The organism is Lysobacter sp., from assembly GCF_035655815.1.
Taxonomy (GTDB): domain Bacteria; phylum Pseudomonadota; class Gammaproteobacteria; order Xanthomonadales; family Xanthomonadaceae; genus Lysobacter_J.
The window spans coordinates 1-18,080 of the sequence record NZ_DASRTS010000057.1 but is presented as its reverse complement, the minus strand read 5'-3'; the positions used below and the strand labels follow the sequence as shown (position 1 = coordinate 18,080).

12 protein-coding genes are annotated in these 18,080 nt (G+C 68.1%); 3 read left to right on the top strand and 9 right to left on the bottom strand.

The annotated features are described in order from the left end of the window. Positions 1 to 35 precede the first annotated feature (35 nt). Both VFE83_RS15595 and pilH read left to right on the top strand, forming a co-directional pair. Positions 36 to 1,031 carry a YhdH/YhfP family quinone oxidoreductase gene (locus VFE83_RS15595; RefSeq protein WP_324907808.1) on the top strand — a complete coding sequence of 332 codons (996 nt, stop codon included), beginning with the start codon at positions 36 to 38 and terminating at the stop codon, positions 1,029 to 1,031. A gap of 100 nt (positions 1,032 to 1,131) precedes the next feature. Continuing rightward, entirely contained in the window at positions 1,132 to 1,497 is a 366-nt protein-coding gene (pilH, locus tag VFE83_RS15590) for a twitching motility response regulator PilH (protein ID WP_324907806.1), read from the top strand. Between the two features lie 36 nt (positions 1,498 to 1,533). Here pilH and VFE83_RS15585 read toward each other — a convergent pair whose 3' ends face one another. Both VFE83_RS15585 and VFE83_RS15580 read right to left on the bottom strand, forming a co-directional pair. After that, complete coding sequence (locus VFE83_RS15585) at positions 1,534 to 2,433, bottom strand: DnaJ C-terminal domain-containing protein (protein ID WP_324907804.1); 900 nt, start codon at positions 2,431 to 2,433, stop codon at positions 1,534 to 1,536. 81 nt (positions 2,434 to 2,514) lie between these two features. Further along, positions 2,515 to 3,012 carry an Hsp20/alpha crystallin family protein gene (locus VFE83_RS15580; protein ID WP_324907802.1) on the bottom strand — a complete coding sequence of 166 codons (498 nt, stop codon included), beginning with the start codon at positions 3,010 to 3,012 and terminating at the stop codon, positions 2,515 to 2,517. Between the two features lie 152 nt (positions 3,013 to 3,164). Here VFE83_RS15580 and VFE83_RS15575 point away from each other — a divergent pair, with 152 nt between their 5' ends. After that, the gene (locus tag VFE83_RS15575; protein WP_324907800.1) at positions 3,165 to 3,650 is read left to right on the top strand and encodes a peroxiredoxin; all 486 of its coding nucleotides are present in this window, start codon (positions 3,165 to 3,167) and stop codon (positions 3,648 to 3,650) included. A gap of 18 nt (positions 3,651 to 3,668) precedes the next feature. On the opposite strand, the gene pbpC is transcribed toward VFE83_RS15575, so the two are convergent. From pbpC to epmA, 7 genes are all read right to left on the bottom strand, one after another. Continuing rightward, on the bottom strand, positions 3,669 to 6,053 hold the full coding sequence (gene pbpC / locus VFE83_RS15570) for a penicillin-binding protein 1C (RefSeq protein WP_414674768.1): 2,385 nt from the start codon (positions 6,051 to 6,053) through the stop codon (positions 3,669 to 3,671). A gap of 91 nt (positions 6,054 to 6,144) precedes the next feature. Next, the gene (locus VFE83_RS15565; protein ID WP_324907798.1) at positions 6,145 to 11,094 is read right to left on the bottom strand and encodes an alpha-2-macroglobulin; all 4,950 of its coding nucleotides are present in this window, start codon (positions 11,092 to 11,094) and stop codon (positions 6,145 to 6,147) included. Between the two features lie 187 nt (positions 11,095 to 11,281). Further along, positions 11,282 to 13,939: a DNA gyrase subunit A gene (gyrA, locus tag VFE83_RS15560; protein ID WP_324907796.1), complete on the bottom strand. Its 2,658-nt coding sequence runs from the start codon at positions 13,937 to 13,939 to the stop codon at positions 11,282 to 11,284. Between the two features lie 356 nt (positions 13,940 to 14,295). Then, on the bottom strand, positions 14,296 to 15,354 hold the full coding sequence (gene mtnA, locus VFE83_RS15555; protein WP_324907794.1) for an S-methyl-5-thioribose-1-phosphate isomerase: 1,059 nt from the start codon (positions 15,352 to 15,354) through the stop codon (positions 14,296 to 14,298). A gap of 47 nt (positions 15,355 to 15,401) precedes the next feature. After that, the gene (locus VFE83_RS15550; RefSeq protein ID WP_324907792.1) at positions 15,402 to 16,154 is read right to left on the bottom strand and encodes a DUF3011 domain-containing protein; all 753 of its coding nucleotides are present in this window, start codon (positions 16,152 to 16,154) and stop codon (positions 15,402 to 15,404) included. Between the two features lie 95 nt (positions 16,155 to 16,249). Further along, positions 16,250 to 16,945: a DUF3011 domain-containing protein gene (locus VFE83_RS15545; RefSeq protein ID WP_324907790.1), complete on the bottom strand. Its 696-nt coding sequence runs from the start codon at positions 16,943 to 16,945 to the stop codon at positions 16,250 to 16,252. Between the two features lie 112 nt (positions 16,946 to 17,057). Then, complete coding sequence (gene epmA, locus VFE83_RS15540; RefSeq protein ID WP_324907788.1) at positions 17,058 to 18,053, bottom strand: EF-P lysine aminoacylase EpmA; 996 nt, start codon at positions 18,051 to 18,053, stop codon at positions 17,058 to 17,060. Positions 18,054 to 18,080 lie beyond the last annotated feature (27 nt).

Here is an 18,080-nt window from a genome sequence, read left to right as displayed (position 1 = left end):
AGCCAGGTGTCGCCGTGCCTTCATGCGAGTTTCCCATGACCAACATCCCCACCTCTTTCAACGCCTTCCGCATCCACAACGACGCCGACGGCTACCGCAGCGGCCTTGAGCAGATCGGTATCGACGATCTCGCCTCGGGCGAAGTGGTCATCAAGGCCGCGTACTCCTCGGTGAATTTCAAGGACGCGCTCGCCGGTACCGGTGAGGGCAAGATCCTGCGCCGGTTCCCACTGGTCGGCGGCATCGACGTCGCCGGCCACGTGGTGGCCTCGACCGATCCGAAGTTCCGGGAAGGCGACGAGGTGCTGGTGACCGGGTGCGGGCTCAGCGAGACGCGCGATGGCGGTTACAGCCAGTACGTTCGCCTGGAAGCCAAGTGGGTGATCGCATTGCCGAGGGGACTGGGGCTGCGCGAGAGCATGATCCTCGGCACGGCTGGCTTCACTGCCGCGCTGGCGTTGTTCCGCATGCGCGAGAACCGGCAGGCGCCGGAACTGGGGCCGCTGGCGGTGACCGGTGCGACCGGCGGCGTGGGCTCGCTGGCGGTCGACATTTTCAGCCGGGCCGGCTTCGAGGTGCACGCGATCAGCGGCAAGCCCGAGCACGCCGATTACCTGAAGGCCATCGGCGCTGCGCAGGTACTCGGGCGCGATGCGTTGTCCACGACGCGCCCGATGGAGTCCGCGCGTTTCGGAGGCGGACTCGACAATGTCGGCGGTCCGATGCTGGCCAGCCTGCTCGCCCAGACCATCCCTTACGGCAATGTCGCCAGCGCCGGGCTCGCCGCATCGGCCGATCTGCCCACGACGGTGATGCCCTTCATCATCCGCGGCGTGTCGTTGCTGGGCGTCGCCTCCGCCGGCACTGCGCGCGATATCCGCGAGCAGATCTGGACGCATCTGGCCGGCGACTGGAAGCCTCGCCACCTCGACCGCATCTGCACGCGCGAGGTGGGACTGGACGAACTGCCGGACGTTTTCGCCAACATGCTCAAGGGCGGTTCGCTGGGCCGTACGCTGGTCGTGATCTGACGCACGTATTTGGCGCAGAAGATCGCCGGGACTCGGTCGCACCCGCTGTTGCGGTCGCCATGACGCTGGCTACAATCGCGCAAGGTTCAGGGGGACAGGCATGGCACGCATTCTGATCGTCGACGACTCGCCGTCGCAGCTGATGGGCATCCGGCGCATCGTCGAAAAACTCGGCCACGAGGCGATCACGGCCGAGGACGGTGCGGCCGGCGTGGAAGCCGCCAAGCGCGAGCTGCCCGACATGATCCTGATGGACGTGGTCATGCCGAACCTCAACGGCTTCCAGGCCACCCGCTCCATCTGCCGCGAGCCGACCACGGCGCACATCCCGGTGGTGCTGGTCACGACCAAGGACCAGGACACCGACCGCGTGTGGGGCATGCGCCAGGGCGCCAAGGCCTACATCACCAAGCCCTTCAGCGAGTCCGACCTGTCCGAAGTGATCGGACAGGTCATGAAGGCCTGACCGGCCCCGAGTGCCGTCGCCCTTACCGGGCGTAGCTCAGGCGCGACGCCAGTCGTCGCCGAATGCCTCTCGCATCGTCTCGTAAGCCTCGCGCTGCGCATCGTCGTGCGGACGCGGCGCCAGCACCTCAAGCTCGACTATCTGATCGCCGGGCGGATGCTTGCCGGACGGATCGTTCGGCAGGCCGCGACCGCGCAGCCGCAGCTTGCGCCCCGCCTCGGAATTGGGCGGGATCTTCAGGTCCACCGCCCCGCCCAGGGTCGGCACGCTCACCGTCGCGCCCAGCGCCGCTTCCCATGGCGCGACCGGCAGCACGTGGATCACGTTGCGCCCGTCGACTTCGAACCGCGGGTGCGCCGCGTACTCGATCTCCAGCAGCAGATCGCCATGCGCGCCCTGCCCGGCCAGGCGGATCACCTGGCCCGGTCGAATGCCCTTGGGCACGCGCACGTCCAGGGTCTTGTTGTTGACCGAAATGCGCACGGTGCCGCCTTCGTAGACAGTCTCCAGCGAGACGGCCAGCTTCGCGCGCGTGTCGCCGCGCGGCTGCGGACCCCGCTGCCCGAACCCGCCGCCACGGCCGAACAGGCTCTCGAAGAAGTCGCTGAAGCCGCCGCCGGCCCCGCCACCGGCGAAGATCTCCTCGAAGTCCACGCCGCCGCCGTAGCCATTGCCGCCGAAGCCGCCAGGCGGGGGCTGGACTTCGTCGCCCGGCCGATAGCCGCGCGCGCGCAACTGGTCGTAGGCCTCGCGCTTCTGCGGATCGCGCAGCGCCTCGTAGGCCTCGTTGACCGCCTTGAACTTCTCTTCGGCGCCCGGTTCCTTGCTGACGTCCGGGTGGTACTTGCGGGCGAGCCGGCGATAGGCGGTCTTGATTTCCGCCTCGCCCGCGCTGGGCTCCACGCCCAGGGTCTCGTAGTAATCCTTGAACTGCATCGATCGATCCGTCCAAAAAGCCTGGCCCGCGGAGGGTGCCGCAGGCCAGGAGGTTAACGCACTGCTGGGACGAGGCCGAGCTTACTGGGGCCTGGAGGCCATATCGAGGCTGCGGTGCTCGCCCTGGTTGACCTGGATGCGGCGCGGCGCCGATTCGGCGCGCTTGGGAATCACGATCTCCAGCACTCCGTGGCGGCCGTGCGCCTGGATGCCGTCGGGATCGGCGCTGTCGGGCAGCGCGAAACGGCGATGGAAGCTGCCGTACTGGCGCTCGATGCGCGAGAAGCGTTCGGTCTGGGTGGATGTCTCACTGCTGCGCTCGCCCCGGATGGACAGGATGCCCTTGTCCATCGAGACCTCGATGTCGTTGGGGTCGATTCCGGGCAGATCCGCGTAGAGCACGAAGCGGTCGTTCTCTTCCTTGACGTCCACGCGCGGCACCCACTGGCTGGTCACCACGGAGCTGTCGTCGGAATCGGCCTGGTCGAAGAAACCTTCGAACAGGCGATCGAACGCCTGCTTCATGTCGTGTTGCAACGAGGCCTGGCCCGGCCACTGACGGTAACGGACGATGTTCATCGCTCACTCTCCGATTGGCTTGGCTGACTGTGCATTGGCGGCGTTGCCGCCACGGGCGGAGGTAGGATCGCCAGTGCGGATTTCAAGCAGCGTTTGACGCGATGTTTCGCCGCGCCGTCTAGAATCCGTTCAGACCTCCCCAAGGACCGGCCATGACCATCCAGATCGGCGACCGCATTCCCGAAGTCACCCTGCAGCGCATCCGCGAAGGGGTGGAGACCATCGACACCGACGCGCTGTTCGAGGGCCGCAACGTCGTGCTCTTCGCGGTCCCCGGCGCGTTCACGCCGACCTGCTCGGAGAAGCACCTGCCCGGCTTCGTGCAGCACTTCGAGGACTTCCGCAGCCGCGGTATCGACGTGGCCTGCATGGCCGTCAATGATCCCTTCGTGATGCAGGCCTGGGGCGAGAGCCAGGGCGTGCCGGAAGGCCTGTTGATGCTGGCCGACGGCAACGGCGATTTCGCCCGGGCGCTCGGCCTGGAACTCGACGCCAGCGGCTACGGCATGGGCCGCCGCGCCAAGCGTTTCGCGCTGTACGCCGAGGACCGCGTGGTGAAGCTGCTCAACGTCGAGGCGCCGGGGGAATTCCGCGTGTCGTCGGCCGAGCACATCCTCGAGCAACTCAAGGACCGTTGAGCCGACTCGACGCGATGCTCAGCGCATCACGCTGAATTGCAGGCGCGCCCACGCGCCGGTATCGGCGAGCGCGGTCAGGCTGTGCGCGCCCGGTTCGCTGAAGTCGTGCACGAACGGCGCGGCGCCGCTGGATTCGCCGATCAGCCGGCCGTCCAGCAGCCAACGCACTTTCGCCTCGCTCCCGAGTGCGCGCAGGGACAGACGCACGGCCTTTTCGCCGCCGGGCGCCGGCGCCAGCACGGCGCGATCGTTGACGCCTTCGATGCGCAGCTCCTCGCCCGCATCGCGACCATCGGCAATGCAATCCGGCGCCAGCGCAGGCAATCGGGCCGCACGCCGCGTTTCGGCGGAAAGCCACGGCGTGGCCAACGCCGGCCAGCGCGCCAGCTGGCGCGTGCCGCGCGGATGCGGGCGGGCGCACTCGGCGGACAGGCGCTCGCCGCTGCGCGCGTCCACTTCGAACCGTTCCACGCCAGCACTCCACAGGCGTGCATCGCGTTCGGCGAACGTCGGCGGCACCGAACCGTCCAGCGTCCACGCCTCCAGCCGCTTGCGGCACAGCTGCGGCGCGTCGGGATCGGGCGGCAGTCCGAGCGGCCAGCAGACCTCCAGTTGCGATACTCCGGCGGGCGGCGGTGCCGGTGCGGCATCGCCCCGCTGACGCGGCAGGCTGTCGATCACCTCGAACAACAGCGGCAGGGCCGTGAGCGCGCCGTACTGCCCCGGCAAAGGCGTTCCGTCGGGGCGCCCGACCCAGACCCCGACCGTGTACCTGCGCGTGCTGCCCAGTGCCCAGGCGTCGCGGAAGCCGTAGCTGGTGCCGGTCTTCCAGGCCACGCGTGGACGGCGGCCGGGATCGAACGTATCGGCGGACGTGCCGGGGCGCGGGTTCGCTTCCAGCATCTCCCGCACGATCCACGCGGCCCCGGACGAGAGCAGGCGCCGATCCACCTGCGGGTCGTTTGGCGTATAGCGCACGCGTCCGGCAACGCCACCCCGATTCAAGGCGGCGTAGGCGCCCACCAGGTCTTCCAGTCGCGCGCCCGTTCCGCCCAGGATCATCGACAGGTTCGGCGAAGCCCCTTGCGGCCACTGCAGACGGATGCCCGCATGCGCCAGGCGCGCGGAGAAACGTGATGGGCCGACGCGGTCGAGCAGATCCACTGCCGGCACGTTCAGCGACAAACGCAACGCCTCGGCGGCGCCGACGGGACCGTTGAAGGCCGCATCGAAATTGCCCGGCCGGTAGTCGCCGAACGCTTGCGGCGCGTCGATCAGCAGGCTCTCCGAATGGATGAGCCCGTCGTCGATCGCCAGGCCGTACAGGAATGGCTTGAGCGTCGAACCCGGGGAACGCCAGGCCTTGACCATGTCCACATGGCCGAGCCGTTCGGCCTCCGCGAACGACACCGAGCCAACGTACGCGCGCGCCTCGAGGGTCGCGTTGTCCACCACCAGCAAGGCGGCCGACGTGCGCGCCGGCAGATCGGAGAAATATGCCGAGACGCGTTCTTCCAGTGTGCGCTGGAGTTCCAGGTCGAGCGTCGAGGCAATGCGTGCGCGCCTGGGCTGTTCCGACCGCAGGCGCTGTGCGAGCAGCGGCGCATGCCTGGGCGGCTGCAGCGAACGGGCCACGACCGGCTCGATCCTCGCATCGCGGACCTGCGCGGGTGTCCACACGCCCATCGTCTGCATCCGCGCGAGTACCTTGTCGCGCGCCAGGCGGGCACGCTGCGGCTCGCGGTCCGGGCGGAGGCGGCTGGGCGATTGCGGCAACACCGCGAGCAGTGCGGCTTCCGCATGGGACAGGCGCGACGACGGCTTGCCGAGGTACGCCCAACTGGCTGCTTCGACCCCTTCGACCGTCCCGCCGAACGGGGCGCGGTCGAGATACAGCGCGAGGATTTCGTGCTTGTCCAGATGAACTTCCAGCTGCAGCGCGCGCAGCATCTGCCGCAGCTTGGTTGCAGGCGACCGCGTCGGCGAACGCGCGCCGTCATCGATGATCCGGGCCACCTGCATGGTCAGTGTCGAACCACCGGACACGACACGGCGACTGCGCACCCACTGGCCTGCGGCACGCGCCAGCGACGCCGGGTTGATCCCGGGGTGTTTCCAGAACCACCGGTCTTCGTAGTTGAGCAATGCCTGCAGGTAGAGCGGCGACACCGTCTGCGGCGTCGCCGGGTAGCGCCAGATCCCGTCCGTGTCGGGGAACGCACGCAATGGCGTTCCGTCGCGCGCAACGACGACTGCGCCAGCGTCGCGTGCATCCGGCAATGGAAGCGGAAACGCGAGGTCCAGCAGCATCGCCGTCACCAGCAGTACGAGCGCACCGAGCAGTCCGCCAAGCCACCACGTGCGCATCCGCGACTGCAGGCGTCCGCTGCCGGACACCTGCATGCCGCTGTCGTGCTGGTGCTCGTACTTCATCTCTGCCTGTCCGGACCGGCGACGATGGGCGCGGCAAGAAGCACCGCGCCCATCAGCGCTGTTATTTGCTGCCGGGCTGTCGCACGGTCAACGTCGCCGGCACGGCCCTGCCCACGCCGCGCAGGTCGGGACGGTACATGTCCTCGACCATCGACGGAGGCACGGTGTAGGTGCCCGGCGTCACGGCACGCACGAGGTAGAACACGCGCGCGGTGTCTCCCGGCTCCAGCTTCAGCGCGGCCACGTAACGATCGTCGCGGAACTCCTCGTGGCGCACCTGCGCGGCGTCGTCGCGATCGCTGATCTCGATGCCGTCGATCACCACGCCGGCCCATTGCTTGCCGTCGCCCAGGTTGAAGTTCTCCAGTTCCAGGCCCGCCGGCAGCAGATCGGTGAGCAGGGCATCCGGCATGACGCGCGAGGTGCGGATGCTGAGCTGCACGATCAGCGCATCGCCTTCCTCCAGTGCACCGCCCGCCCACTCCTTGCCGTCGGTCGTGAAGTACTTGCGGCGGACGTCGATGACCGAGGCATCCGGGGCAGGCGCGGTGCGCGGCACGCCCGCGACTTCCATGCTGGCGTACAAAGGCGGCTCGCCCTGCGGCGCGAAGCTCACGCCACGCGCCATGGCGGCGGCATCGAACAGACGGCCGATGTAACGCGCGGAACCGGCCTCGGTGCTGACGTCGCCGACCTTCCACTGACCGGAAACCTGCTTGGCCTGGTCGGCCATCAGCGCCTTGCCCAGGCGCGCCAGCGCGACCTGCTCCTGCGTGCTCAACCACAACCAGCCGCTGTCGCGACGCGCCTGCAACTCCTTGCCCAGCGACATGGCACGCGAATCGAACTGCGGCGTGGCCAGATCGTGCTCATGCACCAGCGCGATCATCAACGCATCGTCGCGCAGGCGGCTGCCGTAATCGCCCAAGTACTCGGGCCGATCCGTCGCGTTGCGCGCAAAGCCTTCCTCGATGGCCTTGCGGCCCCGCGCCTTGTCGCCCTGCAGCGTCAACGCGATGCCCAGATGCACCAGCGGCAGCCCGGTCAGGCTCTGCTTGCGGTCGTTGTCGTAAAGCGCACGCAGCGTGCCGAGCGGTGCGCGGTTCACGCGAGCCAGCGCATAGCCGGCGTACGCCTGGTACGCGAACTTGAGGTGTTCGCGACGGTCGTAGCCGAAGAAGGGCGAGCCACCGGACAGCAGATCCTCGTTGAGTACCTTCAGCGCCTTCTGCAGCATCGCATCGGGCACGGCGAAGCCGCCTTCGCGCGCATCCAGCAGGAACTCCACGACATATGGGGTGATCAGCGGATTGACGTAATCGCCATCACCCCACATCGAGAAGTGGCCTGAACCGATCTGCATGGCGGCCAACCGGCCGAAGGCCCCTTCCATGCGGGCCCGGCGCTTCGATGCGTCCAGTCCGGTGGTACCGAGCATCTTCGCGGTTGCGTCATCCAGTTCGAGGGCGGCGAAGCCCTTGCTGGTGGTCTGTTCCGCACAACCGTACGGATACTCCAGCGCGCCCTGCAAAGCGCTTGCGAACGGGATCGGCGGCAGTGCGCTCACGGCCAGGCGCGCATTGACCGACTCGGGCATCAACCCGTCGGCCAGGTCGGCGTCGAGCGTGATGGCCGCCAGCGAATCCAGCGTGCGCGTGCGTGCACGCACGACCGCCGGCCACGCCGGCCGGACGGGTACGTCATAGCGACGATCGACGGTGTGGCCATTGCCCACGACCCGCACGCGAACCTGCGCAACGGTCGAGCCAGGCTGCGCCTGCAGCGGGAAGGTGTACGTGGTCTTGGCATCGACACCGAGCTGCGCGGTCCGCTTGCCGTCGCCGATGGACAGCGGCCCTTCGCCCGTCACCTGCACCTGGAAGGCGCCGGCCCGGCCGGTGAAGTTCTGCACGTCCAGCGTCACGTTGCTGCGATCGCCGGGAGCGAGCACGCGCGGCACGCTGGCCTCGGCCAGCACCGGTGCGCGCACCACCGTCTGGCTGTCGCGACTGCCGTACCTGCCTGCGGAAAACACCAGCGCTGACACGCGCAGGGTTCCGTTGAAGTCCGGCACGGGCAGCCGGATCCGGGCATTGCCTTTGGCGTCCAGTTTCACGGGACCGGTGAACAGGTCCACCGTCTGCACCCGCGCGGTCGGACGACGTGCCTGCGGCAACGCATCCAGCGCCATGTCGCCGCCGAAGCGGATGCGGGCAATGTCGCCCTCGAAGCTCTCGATGACACGGCCGTAGACGTCGTAGGCATCCACGCCCAGCCGGCGTTGCGCGAAGAAATGCGCGGCCGCGTCCGGCACCGGGAACCGCGTGATGTTGAGGATGCCGACGTCCACCGCCGACACGGTGACGAATGCGTCCTGCCCGGCGAGTTGCGGCGCGCTCACCGTCACCGGCAGCTCCCGTTCCGGCTGCATCGACACGGGCACCGACAGGCCCACCGCCACCTTGCGGTCGCGGCGATCCATCGGCACGTGGGCGACGCCCACCGCGCGGGCCGGCGTGATGCGGTTGGACGCGCTGCCACCTCGGAACACCAGCGCGGTCACGTAGACATCGTGACGCTCCCAGTCCTTGGTGACCGGAATCTCGAAGGTGCTGCCAGCCTTCGCGTCGATGTCCTGCACGTAGAGCATGTGGTCGCTTTCGACCATCAGCACGCCCTTGCCCGCATGCGGCGGCGTCAGCGTGACCTTGAGCGTGTCGCCCGCGCGGTAGCCCGTCTTGTCCAACGCCAGCTTGACCTTGTCCGGACGTGCGTCGAGGCCGCGGTTCTCGTCGCTCCAGCTCCAGCCCGCCGTAAACGGATAGCGGGTGGTCAGCCTGGTCGCCGGGTCGTACACGTCGACGCGGTAATCGCCCCATTCCACCGGGAAGTCGAACCTCACAGGCGCGGTGCCGGCATCGAGCGTGCGCGTCTCGATGTCCTCGTAGCGAAGCGTGAAGTCGTAATCCCAGCGGTCGTCGTCATAGCGCCAGTGGTAGTCGCGATGCTCGCGCACCAGCGTCACCCGCAGGCCTTTCGCCGGCCGGGGCGTCTCGTCGCTGCCGACGCGGGTGAGTTCGAAGCCCGCGGTCGTATTGGCCTCGCTGCCTTCCTTGTCGTCGAACAGCGGGCGCACGCCAACCAGCGCGTCGGCCGGCCACAGCACGCGCTTGAGGCTGCGGTTGACGCTGCGTCCGCCGGTTTCGTACACGCTGCCGGCCAGGATTACCGCGATGGGACTGACGGGCCTGGCTTCGGCGGGCAATGCGATCTCCTGTTGCAGCCTGCCCTGCGCATCCAGCGACGTGTCGATGACGTCGGCGGCTTCCTTCGGCAGCGCCAGCGTCGGATCACCAAAGAAATAGCCCGGCAGGCGCTCCAGCGGATGCTGTTCCACGGCGACCGCAAGCTTCGCGGTGAAGCGGTTGCCGGCGGCCGGCGCGCCGTACAGGTAGGCGCCGTCGACCTTCAGGCGCAGAGGTTCGCCCGCCTTGAGTACCGGCTGTGCGTCCAGGTCGAGCTTCAGCCGTTCGGGCAGGAATTCCTCGATGCGCAGGGTCATGCCCTGCACCGCTTCCTTGCTGCCCGGATCGGTGCGGAACTCCACCCGCCAGCGGCCGGTGGCCGCGTCGGCCGGGATGACCTGGGCATGGCGCACGTAGCCCTGCGCATCCGGCTGCAGGCGCGTTTCCAGGAAGATCTTGCCGTCCGGCTGGACGTAGCGCAGGAACAGCGGCTGCGCCGCCTTGCCGGCCTTCGCGACGATCGGCTGGCCGTCCTGGTCGCGCAGCAGCGCAGACAGACGGACGGTCTCGCCGGGACGGTACAGGTCGCGTCCGGACCAGGCGAAGACGTCGAACCACGCCTGCTCGCGGCCGCTGACCGCGAATTCCGACAGGTCCAGCGCCGGCTGGTTGAACGGCAGCATCGACACGTCGCTGCCGCGGCGGGCGATCAGTACATTCGCCGCATCCAGCCGATACCGCAGCAGCGCGTTACCGTTCCTGTCGGTCTCGCCCTTGATCACCGTCTCGCCCTTTGCGTCGAGCACCTTGAGCTCGACGCCCGATACGGCGTCGCCCTTCTGCAGCGAGGCGATGTGGACGAAGATCGTGTCCTTGTATGCCCGCGCATGCAGGCCCAGGTCGCTGACGGTGAAGAACGCGGTCTCGAAGCGGTCGTCGAACTCGCCGGCGCGCTTCATCACCGCGAAGTAGAGGCCGGGTTCCTGGAGTTCCCTGATGTCCTGCAATGGAAGGTAGGTCAGCACGCGTTCGTTGGGCTTTCCGCCCAGCGTGAAGCGGTTGACGTAGACCGGATCGGCCAGTCGCGACAGCGGCGTCTTCTCGCTGTATTCGCTGCCCAGTTCCCAGCTGCCGCGCCGGCCGCCGCGCTGGTATTCGGAGAAGAACCTCGGCAGTTCCTTCTCGCGCACGCGCAGGAACTCGACGTCTACCTCCGGCACGTTGACCGAAACGACCGGCAGGCCGCGGCTCTCGCGGGCCGGCAGCACGCTGCCCTGCGAGGCGAAGCCAACCACCGGGTCCAGCGGGCCGGTGTAGACCTGCTTGCGCAGTTCCTTGCCCAGTCGATCACCGGACGCGGCGGTCAGGCCAGCCTTGATGGTGACGAGGTAGTCCTTGCTGGCCTCCACGTGCGGGAAGCGTAGGATCCTGGCGTCGTCCGCCAGCACCCAGCTGCCCTTCACCACGCCGCCGTCCTTGTCGGTCACCGAGACGAGCTCGTCGAAGGACTGCGTGCCGACCAGCGGGCGACTGAACTCGAGCGCGATGGCGAGCTGCTCGTCTCCCTTCTGGTCAGGATAGGCGGCGACCAGGCCGAAGCCCTGGACAGCCTCGCGCTTGGCCTGCACCGCCTCGCCGCTGACAGCCGGCAACTGGCCGCCCGGATCGCGCTTGCAGCCACCCAGCGCGACGAACAGGGCCACGAACAACAGCAGCCAGGGAGCGAAAGGGACGTGGACCGCGAACCTTGCGTATGCGCGCTTCATGCGACCTCCATTGAGTGACGCGAGTATAGGAGCGGCGCGCGACTTCCCTAATGGGATTTCTCCGGGTTCTCCCGGGAGAGGCCGGGACCCAGTTCGCCCCTGCAGCGCCACTTGCCCCATGAACGAAAAACGCCGCCCGGAGGCGGCGTTCTTCGTGCGGCGTCTGCCGAGTGGTGCCTGGCGGCGGTCAGCCGGCCACCGGTCCGGTCTCGACCGCTTCGCCCGGCAGCCCGGTTTCCGCCGTGGCGTCGCCGTTGGCTTCCTCGTCCTGGTCCAGCGAGGCATCGACGCGTTCCAGCGTCTGCAGGCTTTCCCCGGCCGACAGGCGCATCAGCGTCACGCCCTGCGTGTTGCGGCCGACCTGCGAGATCTCCGCCGCACGGGTGCGCACCAGGGTGCCGCCGTCGGAAATCAGCAGCACGTCGTGATGGTCGGATAGCTGCACCGCACCGATCAGCTTGCCGTTGCGCTCGGTGGTCTTGAGCGCGATCACGCCCTGACCGCCACGGCCCTTGCGCGGATACTCCTCCAGCGCGGTGCGCTTGCCGTAACCGCGTTCGCTGGCGGTGAGGATGTCGCCCTCGCCGTCGACCACGATCAGGCTGACCACGTAGGCACCGCTGGTGTTGCGGCCGTTCTCCTCGCCCTCTTCACCCTCCTCGCCCTCGGCGAGGCGGATGCCACGCACGCCGGTGGCCGTGCGGCCCATCGAGCGCACCGCGTCCTCGGAGAAGCGCACGGCCTTGCCGTTGCTGGCGAACAGCATGATGTCGCGCTGGCCGTCGGTCATGGCCACGTCGACCAGGGCATCGCCGTCATCCAGATTGATGGCGATCTTGCCGCGCTGCAGGCGGAACGCGAACTCGGTGAGCGGCGTCTTCTTGACCGTGCCGTTGCGCGTGGCGAAGAACACGTAGCAGTTCTCGGTGTACTCGCGCACCGGCAGCACGGCCTGCACCTGCTCACCGTTCTCCAGCGGGATCCAGTTGATGATCGGACGGCCACGCGCGTTGGGACCGGCATCGGGCAGCTGGTGCACCGGCAACCAGAACACGCGGCCGGTGCTGGTGAACGTCAGCAGCGTGTCGTGCGTATTGACCAGCCACAGGTGGTCGATGAAATCCTCGTCCTTCGTAGCCGCCGCGTTGCGGCCCTTGCCGCCGCGCTTCTGCGCGCGGTAGGCGCTGACCGGCTGGCGCTTGGCATAGCCGGAGTGCGACAGCGTGACCACCACGTCTTCCGGCGCGATCAGGTCGAGAATGTCGAGGTCTTCCTCGCTGGCGCGGATCTCGCTGCGACGCGCGTCGCCGAACTCTTCCTTGACGTTCCGAAGCTCGGTGCGGATGACCTCCAGCAGCACGTTCGGATCCTCGAGGATCTCGATCAGGCCACGGATGGTTTCCAGCAGCTGCTTGTATTCGTCCGTGAGCTTGTCCTGCTCCAGTCCCGTCAGGCGGTGCAGGCGCATCTCCAGGATCTGCTGCGCCTGCGTTTCGGTCAGCTGGTAGCGACCATCGATCAGGCCCACGCCCTGCGGCAGGTCTTCCGGACGCGACGCATCGCTGCCGGCCGCGGCCAGCAACGCACCGACCAGACCCGGCTCCCACGTGCGGGCGAGCATGCGGTCGCGCGCTTCGTTCGGATTGGCCGACGTCTTGATCAGCTCGATCATCTCGTCGATGTTCGCGAGCGCGACCGTCAGGCCTTCCAAAATGTGCGCACGCTGGCGCGCCTTGCGCAGCTCGAAGATGGTGCGGCGGGTGACGACTTCGCGGCGATGCTTGACGAAGACTTCGAGCAGTTCCTTCAGGTTCAGCAGCTTCGGCCGGCCGTCGACGATGGCGACCATGTTGATGCCGAACACCGACTCCATCTGGGTCTGCTGGTAGAGGTTGTTGAGCACGACCTCCGCGGACTCGCCGCGCTTGACCTCGATGTAGATGCGCATGCCGTCCTTGTCGGACTCGTCGCGCAGCTCGCTGATGCCCTCGAGCTTCTTTTCCTTGACCAGCTCGGCGATCTTCTCGATCAGGCGGGCCTTGTTGACCTGGTAGGGGATCTCGGTGACGACGATCGCCTCGCGGCCGTTGTCGGCCACTTCCACCTCTGCGCGTGCGCGCATGCGCACGCGGCCGCGACCGGTGCGGTACGCGGTGGTGATGCCGGCGGTACCGTTGATGATGCCCGCGGTCGGGAAGTCCGGGCCGGGGATGTACTGGATCAGGCCGTCGACATCGATGGCCGGATCGTCGATCAGCGCGATGGTCGCGTCGATCACTTCCGACAGGTTGTGCGGCGGGATGTTGGTGGCCATGCCGACCGCGATGCCAGCCGAGCCGTTGACCAGCAGGTTCGGCACACGCGTCGGCATGACGGTGGGCTCGAGTTCCTTCTCGTCGTAGTTGGGCTGGAAATCGACGGTTTCCTTGTCGATGTCGGCCATCAGTTCGTGCGCGATGCGCGACATGCGCGCTTCGGTGTATCGCATGGCCGCGGCGTTGTCGCCGTCGATCGAACCGAAGTTGCCCTGTCCGTCCACCAGCATGTAGCGCAGCGAGAACGGCTGCGCCATGCGGACCAGGGTGTCGTACACGGCGGTGTCGCCGTGCGGGTGGTACTTACCGATGACGTCACCGACGATACGCGCCGACTTGTAGTACGGCTTGTTGCTGTGCGCGCCCAGTTCGTTCATCGCGTACAGCACGCGGCGGTGCACCGGCTTGAGGCCGTCGCGCGCGTCCGGGAGCGCGCGTCCCACGATCACGCTCATCGCGTAATCGAGGTAGCTGCGGCGCATCTCGTCTTCGAGGTTGACCGGGATGATTTCCTTGGCGAGTTCGGCCATCAGGGTTCCGTATCTGTGTTTGTCCGCGTGATCCGCGGACGGGCATTGCCATCGAAACCGGTGGCGGAACGCGACCGCGACGAGGGCCCGGCGGGCCCGTGCTGCAGCCCGCCCGCGGCGGCTTCAAAAGGACAGGAAATGATAGCACGAAGCGGGGTTTCCATGCACCCCGATTCCCACGCAGAAACAAGCAGTTAAGCCGCTTTTTCAAGCGGATTGCCTGGTCTGCGACGGGCGCTGCGAAGAGCGGTTTTCTGCTCCTGTTTCCGTAGGAGCCAGCTTGCTGGCGACGGCACCGCGCATCAACGGTCGCCAGCAAGCTGGCTCCTACGGGATGGATATCGGTTCGGCGCGGGTCAGCCGGCGAAGGCGGCCTTCATCGCGGCCGCGTCCGGACGCTCGACCACGCCCCGCTCCGTCACGATGGCATCGATCAGTTCGTGCGGGGTGACGTCGAACACCGGGTTCCAGGCACCGACCTCCTCGGCCGCGGTGCGTACGCCGCCCACGCCAAACAGTTCGCCCGGATCGCGCTCCTCGATGTGGATCGCATCACCGGACGGAGTGTCCATGTCGACCGTCGAGGACGGCGCCACCACCATGAACTTCAGGCCGTGGTGGCGCGCGGCGATGGCGAGCTGGTAGGTGCCGATCTTGTTGGCAGTGTCGCCATTGGCGCAGATGCGGTCGGCGCCGACGATCACCCACTGCACGTCGCCGGACTTCATCAGGTGCGAGGCGGCCGCATCGGCGATCAGCGTCGGCGAGATGCCGTCCTGCTGCAGCTCCCACACGGTCAGCCGGGCGCCCTGCAGCCAGGGCCGCGTCTCGCCGGCGAATACCTTGTCGATGCGTCCTTCCGCCACACCCGCGCGGATCACGCCCAGCGCGGTGCCGAAACCGGCCGTGGCCAGCGAACCCGTGTTGCAATGGGTCAGCACGCCGCTGCCGGGCTGGATTAGCGCGGCGCCCAGCGCGCCCATGCGGCGATTGGCGGCGAGGTCCTCGTCGGCGATGGCCTGCGCTTCGCGTTCGAGCACCTGCCGCCAGTCGGCGCCGGCCGCGGCCAGCGTGCGGCGCATGCGCCCCAGGGCCCAGGCCAGGTTCACGGCGGTCGGACGCGCGGCATTGAGGCGCTGCATGGCCGGTTCGAGCGCGTCCGCGGCCTGCCTGCCGTCGCTGGCTTCGACAGCGCGCGAAGCCAGCACCACGCCCCAGGCGGCGGCGATGCCGATGGCAGGTGCGCCACGCACGGTCAGCGCGTGGATGGCGGCGGCCACCTCGTCGCTGTCGCGGCAGGTAACGTACTCCACCACGAACGGCAGCTTGCGCTGGTCCAGCAGTTCCAGGGAGTCGCCGGTCCAGCGGATCGGACGGATGCGGTCGTAGCGGTCGAAATCGATCGAATTGCTCATCCGCCGATTCTAGCGGCCGCGTGCCGCCGCGTCCGCGCGCGGTCCGGTCAGAAGACCTGGAAGTCGCCGCGGCAGCCGTTGCTCACCCAGATGCCGCCACGGTCCCAACCCCAGGTGCGGCCCTCGATGCATGCGGCCTTGGACATCTGGCGCGTCAGGCGTGCGTCGCGCCGGATGGTGACGTTGCAACGGCGCTGGCGATGGTCGTCCGAACCGCAGTACAGCGTCTGGCCCGCGCCCCAGCCGGGGCCGTTGCCGTTCCAGTTGCCGCCGCCCCAGCCTCCGCCGGAACCGCTGGCGAACTCGGCGCGGCAGCCGTTGTTGACCCAGACGAATCCGCGGCCGACGCCCCAGGTGCGTCCCTCGATGCAGGGCGACTTGGAGTACTGCCGTACCAGGGTCACGCGGCGACCGTCGATGGCGCACTGCCGGTAGCGGTTGTCGTTGGAATCGCAGCGCACGGTGCGGCCATCACCACCGCCTCCGTTTCCACCATCCCAACCGCCACCGCCGCGGCCCAGCGCGAACTCCGCACGGCAACCGCGATCGACCCAGACGCCACGGCGGTCATAGCCCCAGCTGTGGCCTTCGATGCAGGCGGACTTGGAGTACTGACGGATCAGGCGCACGCCGCCGCGCGTGTCGGCGGCGCAGACACGATGGCGGCTGTCGTTGGAATCGCAGCGCACGGTTTGCGCAGAACCGTAGCCACTGCCGTATTGCGCAGCGGCCGGCAACGCACACAACGCCAAGGGCAGCGCGGCCAGCAAGGCATAACCACCAAGCGGATAGGCGCTCATTCGTCGGATCCCCTTTGCACGATGTTGGTGTGCAACTGACTCTAACCGGGAAAACTTAACGGGCGCCTCACACAAAGGGCTAGTGCAAAAACGGTTCAGCCATCGCTCTGGCTGCGGAAACCGATTTCGAACTCGGCCCGACACCCGTTCTCCACCCAGATGCCGTTGCCGTCGAAGCCCCAGCTACGACCCTGCACGCATGCGGCACGCGACAGTTGCTTGTGCAGACGCACGCCATGGCGCGTATCCGCCGGGCAATGGCGCGGTCGCTTGTCCTTGGAATCGCAGCGGACAATCAGGCCGTCCGGCTGCTTCGCCGCGGCCTGGACATCCGCCTTCATGCGGAACTCGGCACGGCAGCCGCCCGACACCCACACGCCGCGCACGTCGGCGCCCCAGTTCTGGCCGTAGATGCAGGGATTCTTCGACAGTTGCCGCACCAGTTCGAGCCCGGCGCTGGTATCGGCCGGGCAATGCTGCCAGCGGCTGCCGCGCGATTCGCAACGAACCAGCCGCACCGCATCGCGGCCAGCGTCGGAACCGCCGTGGCCGATCAGGAAGTCGGCCCGGCATCCGCCCTTGACCCACACGCCGGTGTCGACGACGCCCCAGGTCTCGCCCTCTTCGCATTCGGCGCCGCGCAGCTCGCGCAGGATGCGGACGCCCTCGCCCACGTCCGCCGGACATACGTTCGGCAGCGCGCCGCGGGATTCGCAACGCAGGATGCGGTCGCCATAAAAACGCCCCCCGGCCTCCTGCGCCACCAGGTCGCGCGCGGTCAGAACTCCCAAGGCCGCCAACAACGTCGGAACCGCCCAGCCGCGCATACCCACCCCTGACTCCATTGCGCCCACTCTAATCGTTCCGTGTTCAAGCCGGCATCACGGCCGCACCGCGCGCCGATCAGGCGCGCGGGAAGTCGAAGGCCAGCACGTCGGCGATGTGACCGCTGCCCAGCATCGCCATCATCAGGCGATCCACGCCCAGCGCCACGCCGGCACAGGCGGGGAACCCGGCCGCAAGGGCCTGCAGCAATCGTTCGTCCCGGGGCGGCTGGATGTCTCCCCGCTCCTGCCGCACCTGCAGGTCGCGATCGAAGCGAGCACCCTGCTCCGTCGCGTCCGCCAGTTCGTGGTAGCCGTTGGCCAGCTCCAATGGGCCCAGGTACAGCTCGAACCGCTCGGCCACCGGCGTCGCGTCGTGGCGCACCCGCGCCAGCGCGCATTGCGAAGCCGGATAGTCGTAGACGGCCAGCAATTGGTCGGCCGGGAACGACGGCTGCAGGCGATGGGTCATCAATAGGTCGAGCCAGTCGTCGCGTGTCAGGCCCGACGGATCGATGACCACGTCGCCCAGCGCGACGCGCAGTTCGTCGATGGACGCCGTCGCGGGATCGATGCCGAGGCGGTCGCGGTACAACTGGTGATAGCTCACGCGTTGCAACGCGGCGGTGCGCCCCACCAGCGCCAGCGCGGCCTGCACCAGTTCAGCGGTCTCGTCGATCAGGCGCATGTGGTCCCAGCCGAGCCGGTACCACTCGAGCATCGTGAACTCCGGGTTGTGGCGCCCGCCGGCTTCGCCGTCGCGGAACACACGGCCGAGTTCATAGCAGTCGCCGAATCCCGCCGCGAGCAGGCGCTTGAGCGGGTACTCCGGCGATGTGCGCAGCCAGCGCGTGCGCGGCGCGCCGTCGGTGCGGCCACTGAAGTGCAGATGGAACGAGGCGATGTTGGGGTCGGTGTTGCCCGCCATGGACATCACCGGCGTTTCCACCTCGGTGACACCGCGTGCGGCGAAGAAGGACCGCATGGTGGCGTTGAGGCGCGCACGCAGGTGGAGCGTCTCGAAGGAGGCCGAGGGCGTCCAGTCGTTGCCGCTCTCATGGAAAGCCCCCCTCACCCCAACCCTCTCCCCCGCAAGCGGGGG

Bases quoted from the DNA above. Each gene is read 5' to 3' on its own strand.
- VFE83_RS15595 (WP_324907808.1), top strand. From the start codon at position 36: ATGACCAACATCCCCACCTCTTTCAACGCCTTCCGCATCCACAACGAC.
- pilH (WP_324907806.1), top strand. From the start codon at position 1,132: ATGGCACGCATTCTGATCGTCGACGACTCGCCGTCGCAGCTGATGGGC.
- VFE83_RS15585 (WP_324907804.1), bottom strand. From the start codon at position 2,433: ATGCAGTTCAAGGATTACTACGAGACCCTGGGCGTGGAGCCCAGCGCG.
- VFE83_RS15580 (WP_324907802.1), bottom strand. From the start codon at position 3,012: ATGAACATCGTCCGTTACCGTCAGTGGCCGGGCCAGGCCTCGTTGCAA.
- VFE83_RS15575 (WP_324907800.1), top strand. From the start codon at position 3,165: ATGACCATCCAGATCGGCGACCGCATTCCCGAAGTCACCCTGCAGCGC.
- pbpC (WP_414674768.1), bottom strand. From the start codon at position 6,053: ATGCAGGTGTCCGGCAGCGGACGCCTGCAGTCGCGGATGCGCACGTGG.
- VFE83_RS15565 (WP_324907798.1), bottom strand. From the start codon at position 11,094: ATGAAGCGCGCATACGCAAGGTTCGCGGTCCACGTCCCTTTCGCTCCC.
- gyrA (WP_324907796.1), bottom strand. From the start codon at position 13,939: ATGGCCGAACTCGCCAAGGAAATCATCCCGGTCAACCTCGAAGACGAG.
- mtnA (WP_324907794.1), bottom strand. From the start codon at position 15,354: ATGAGCAATTCGATCGATTTCGACCGCTACGACCGCATCCGTCCGATC.
- VFE83_RS15550 (WP_324907792.1), bottom strand. From the start codon at position 16,154: ATGAGCGCCTATCCGCTTGGTGGTTATGCCTTGCTGGCCGCGCTGCCC.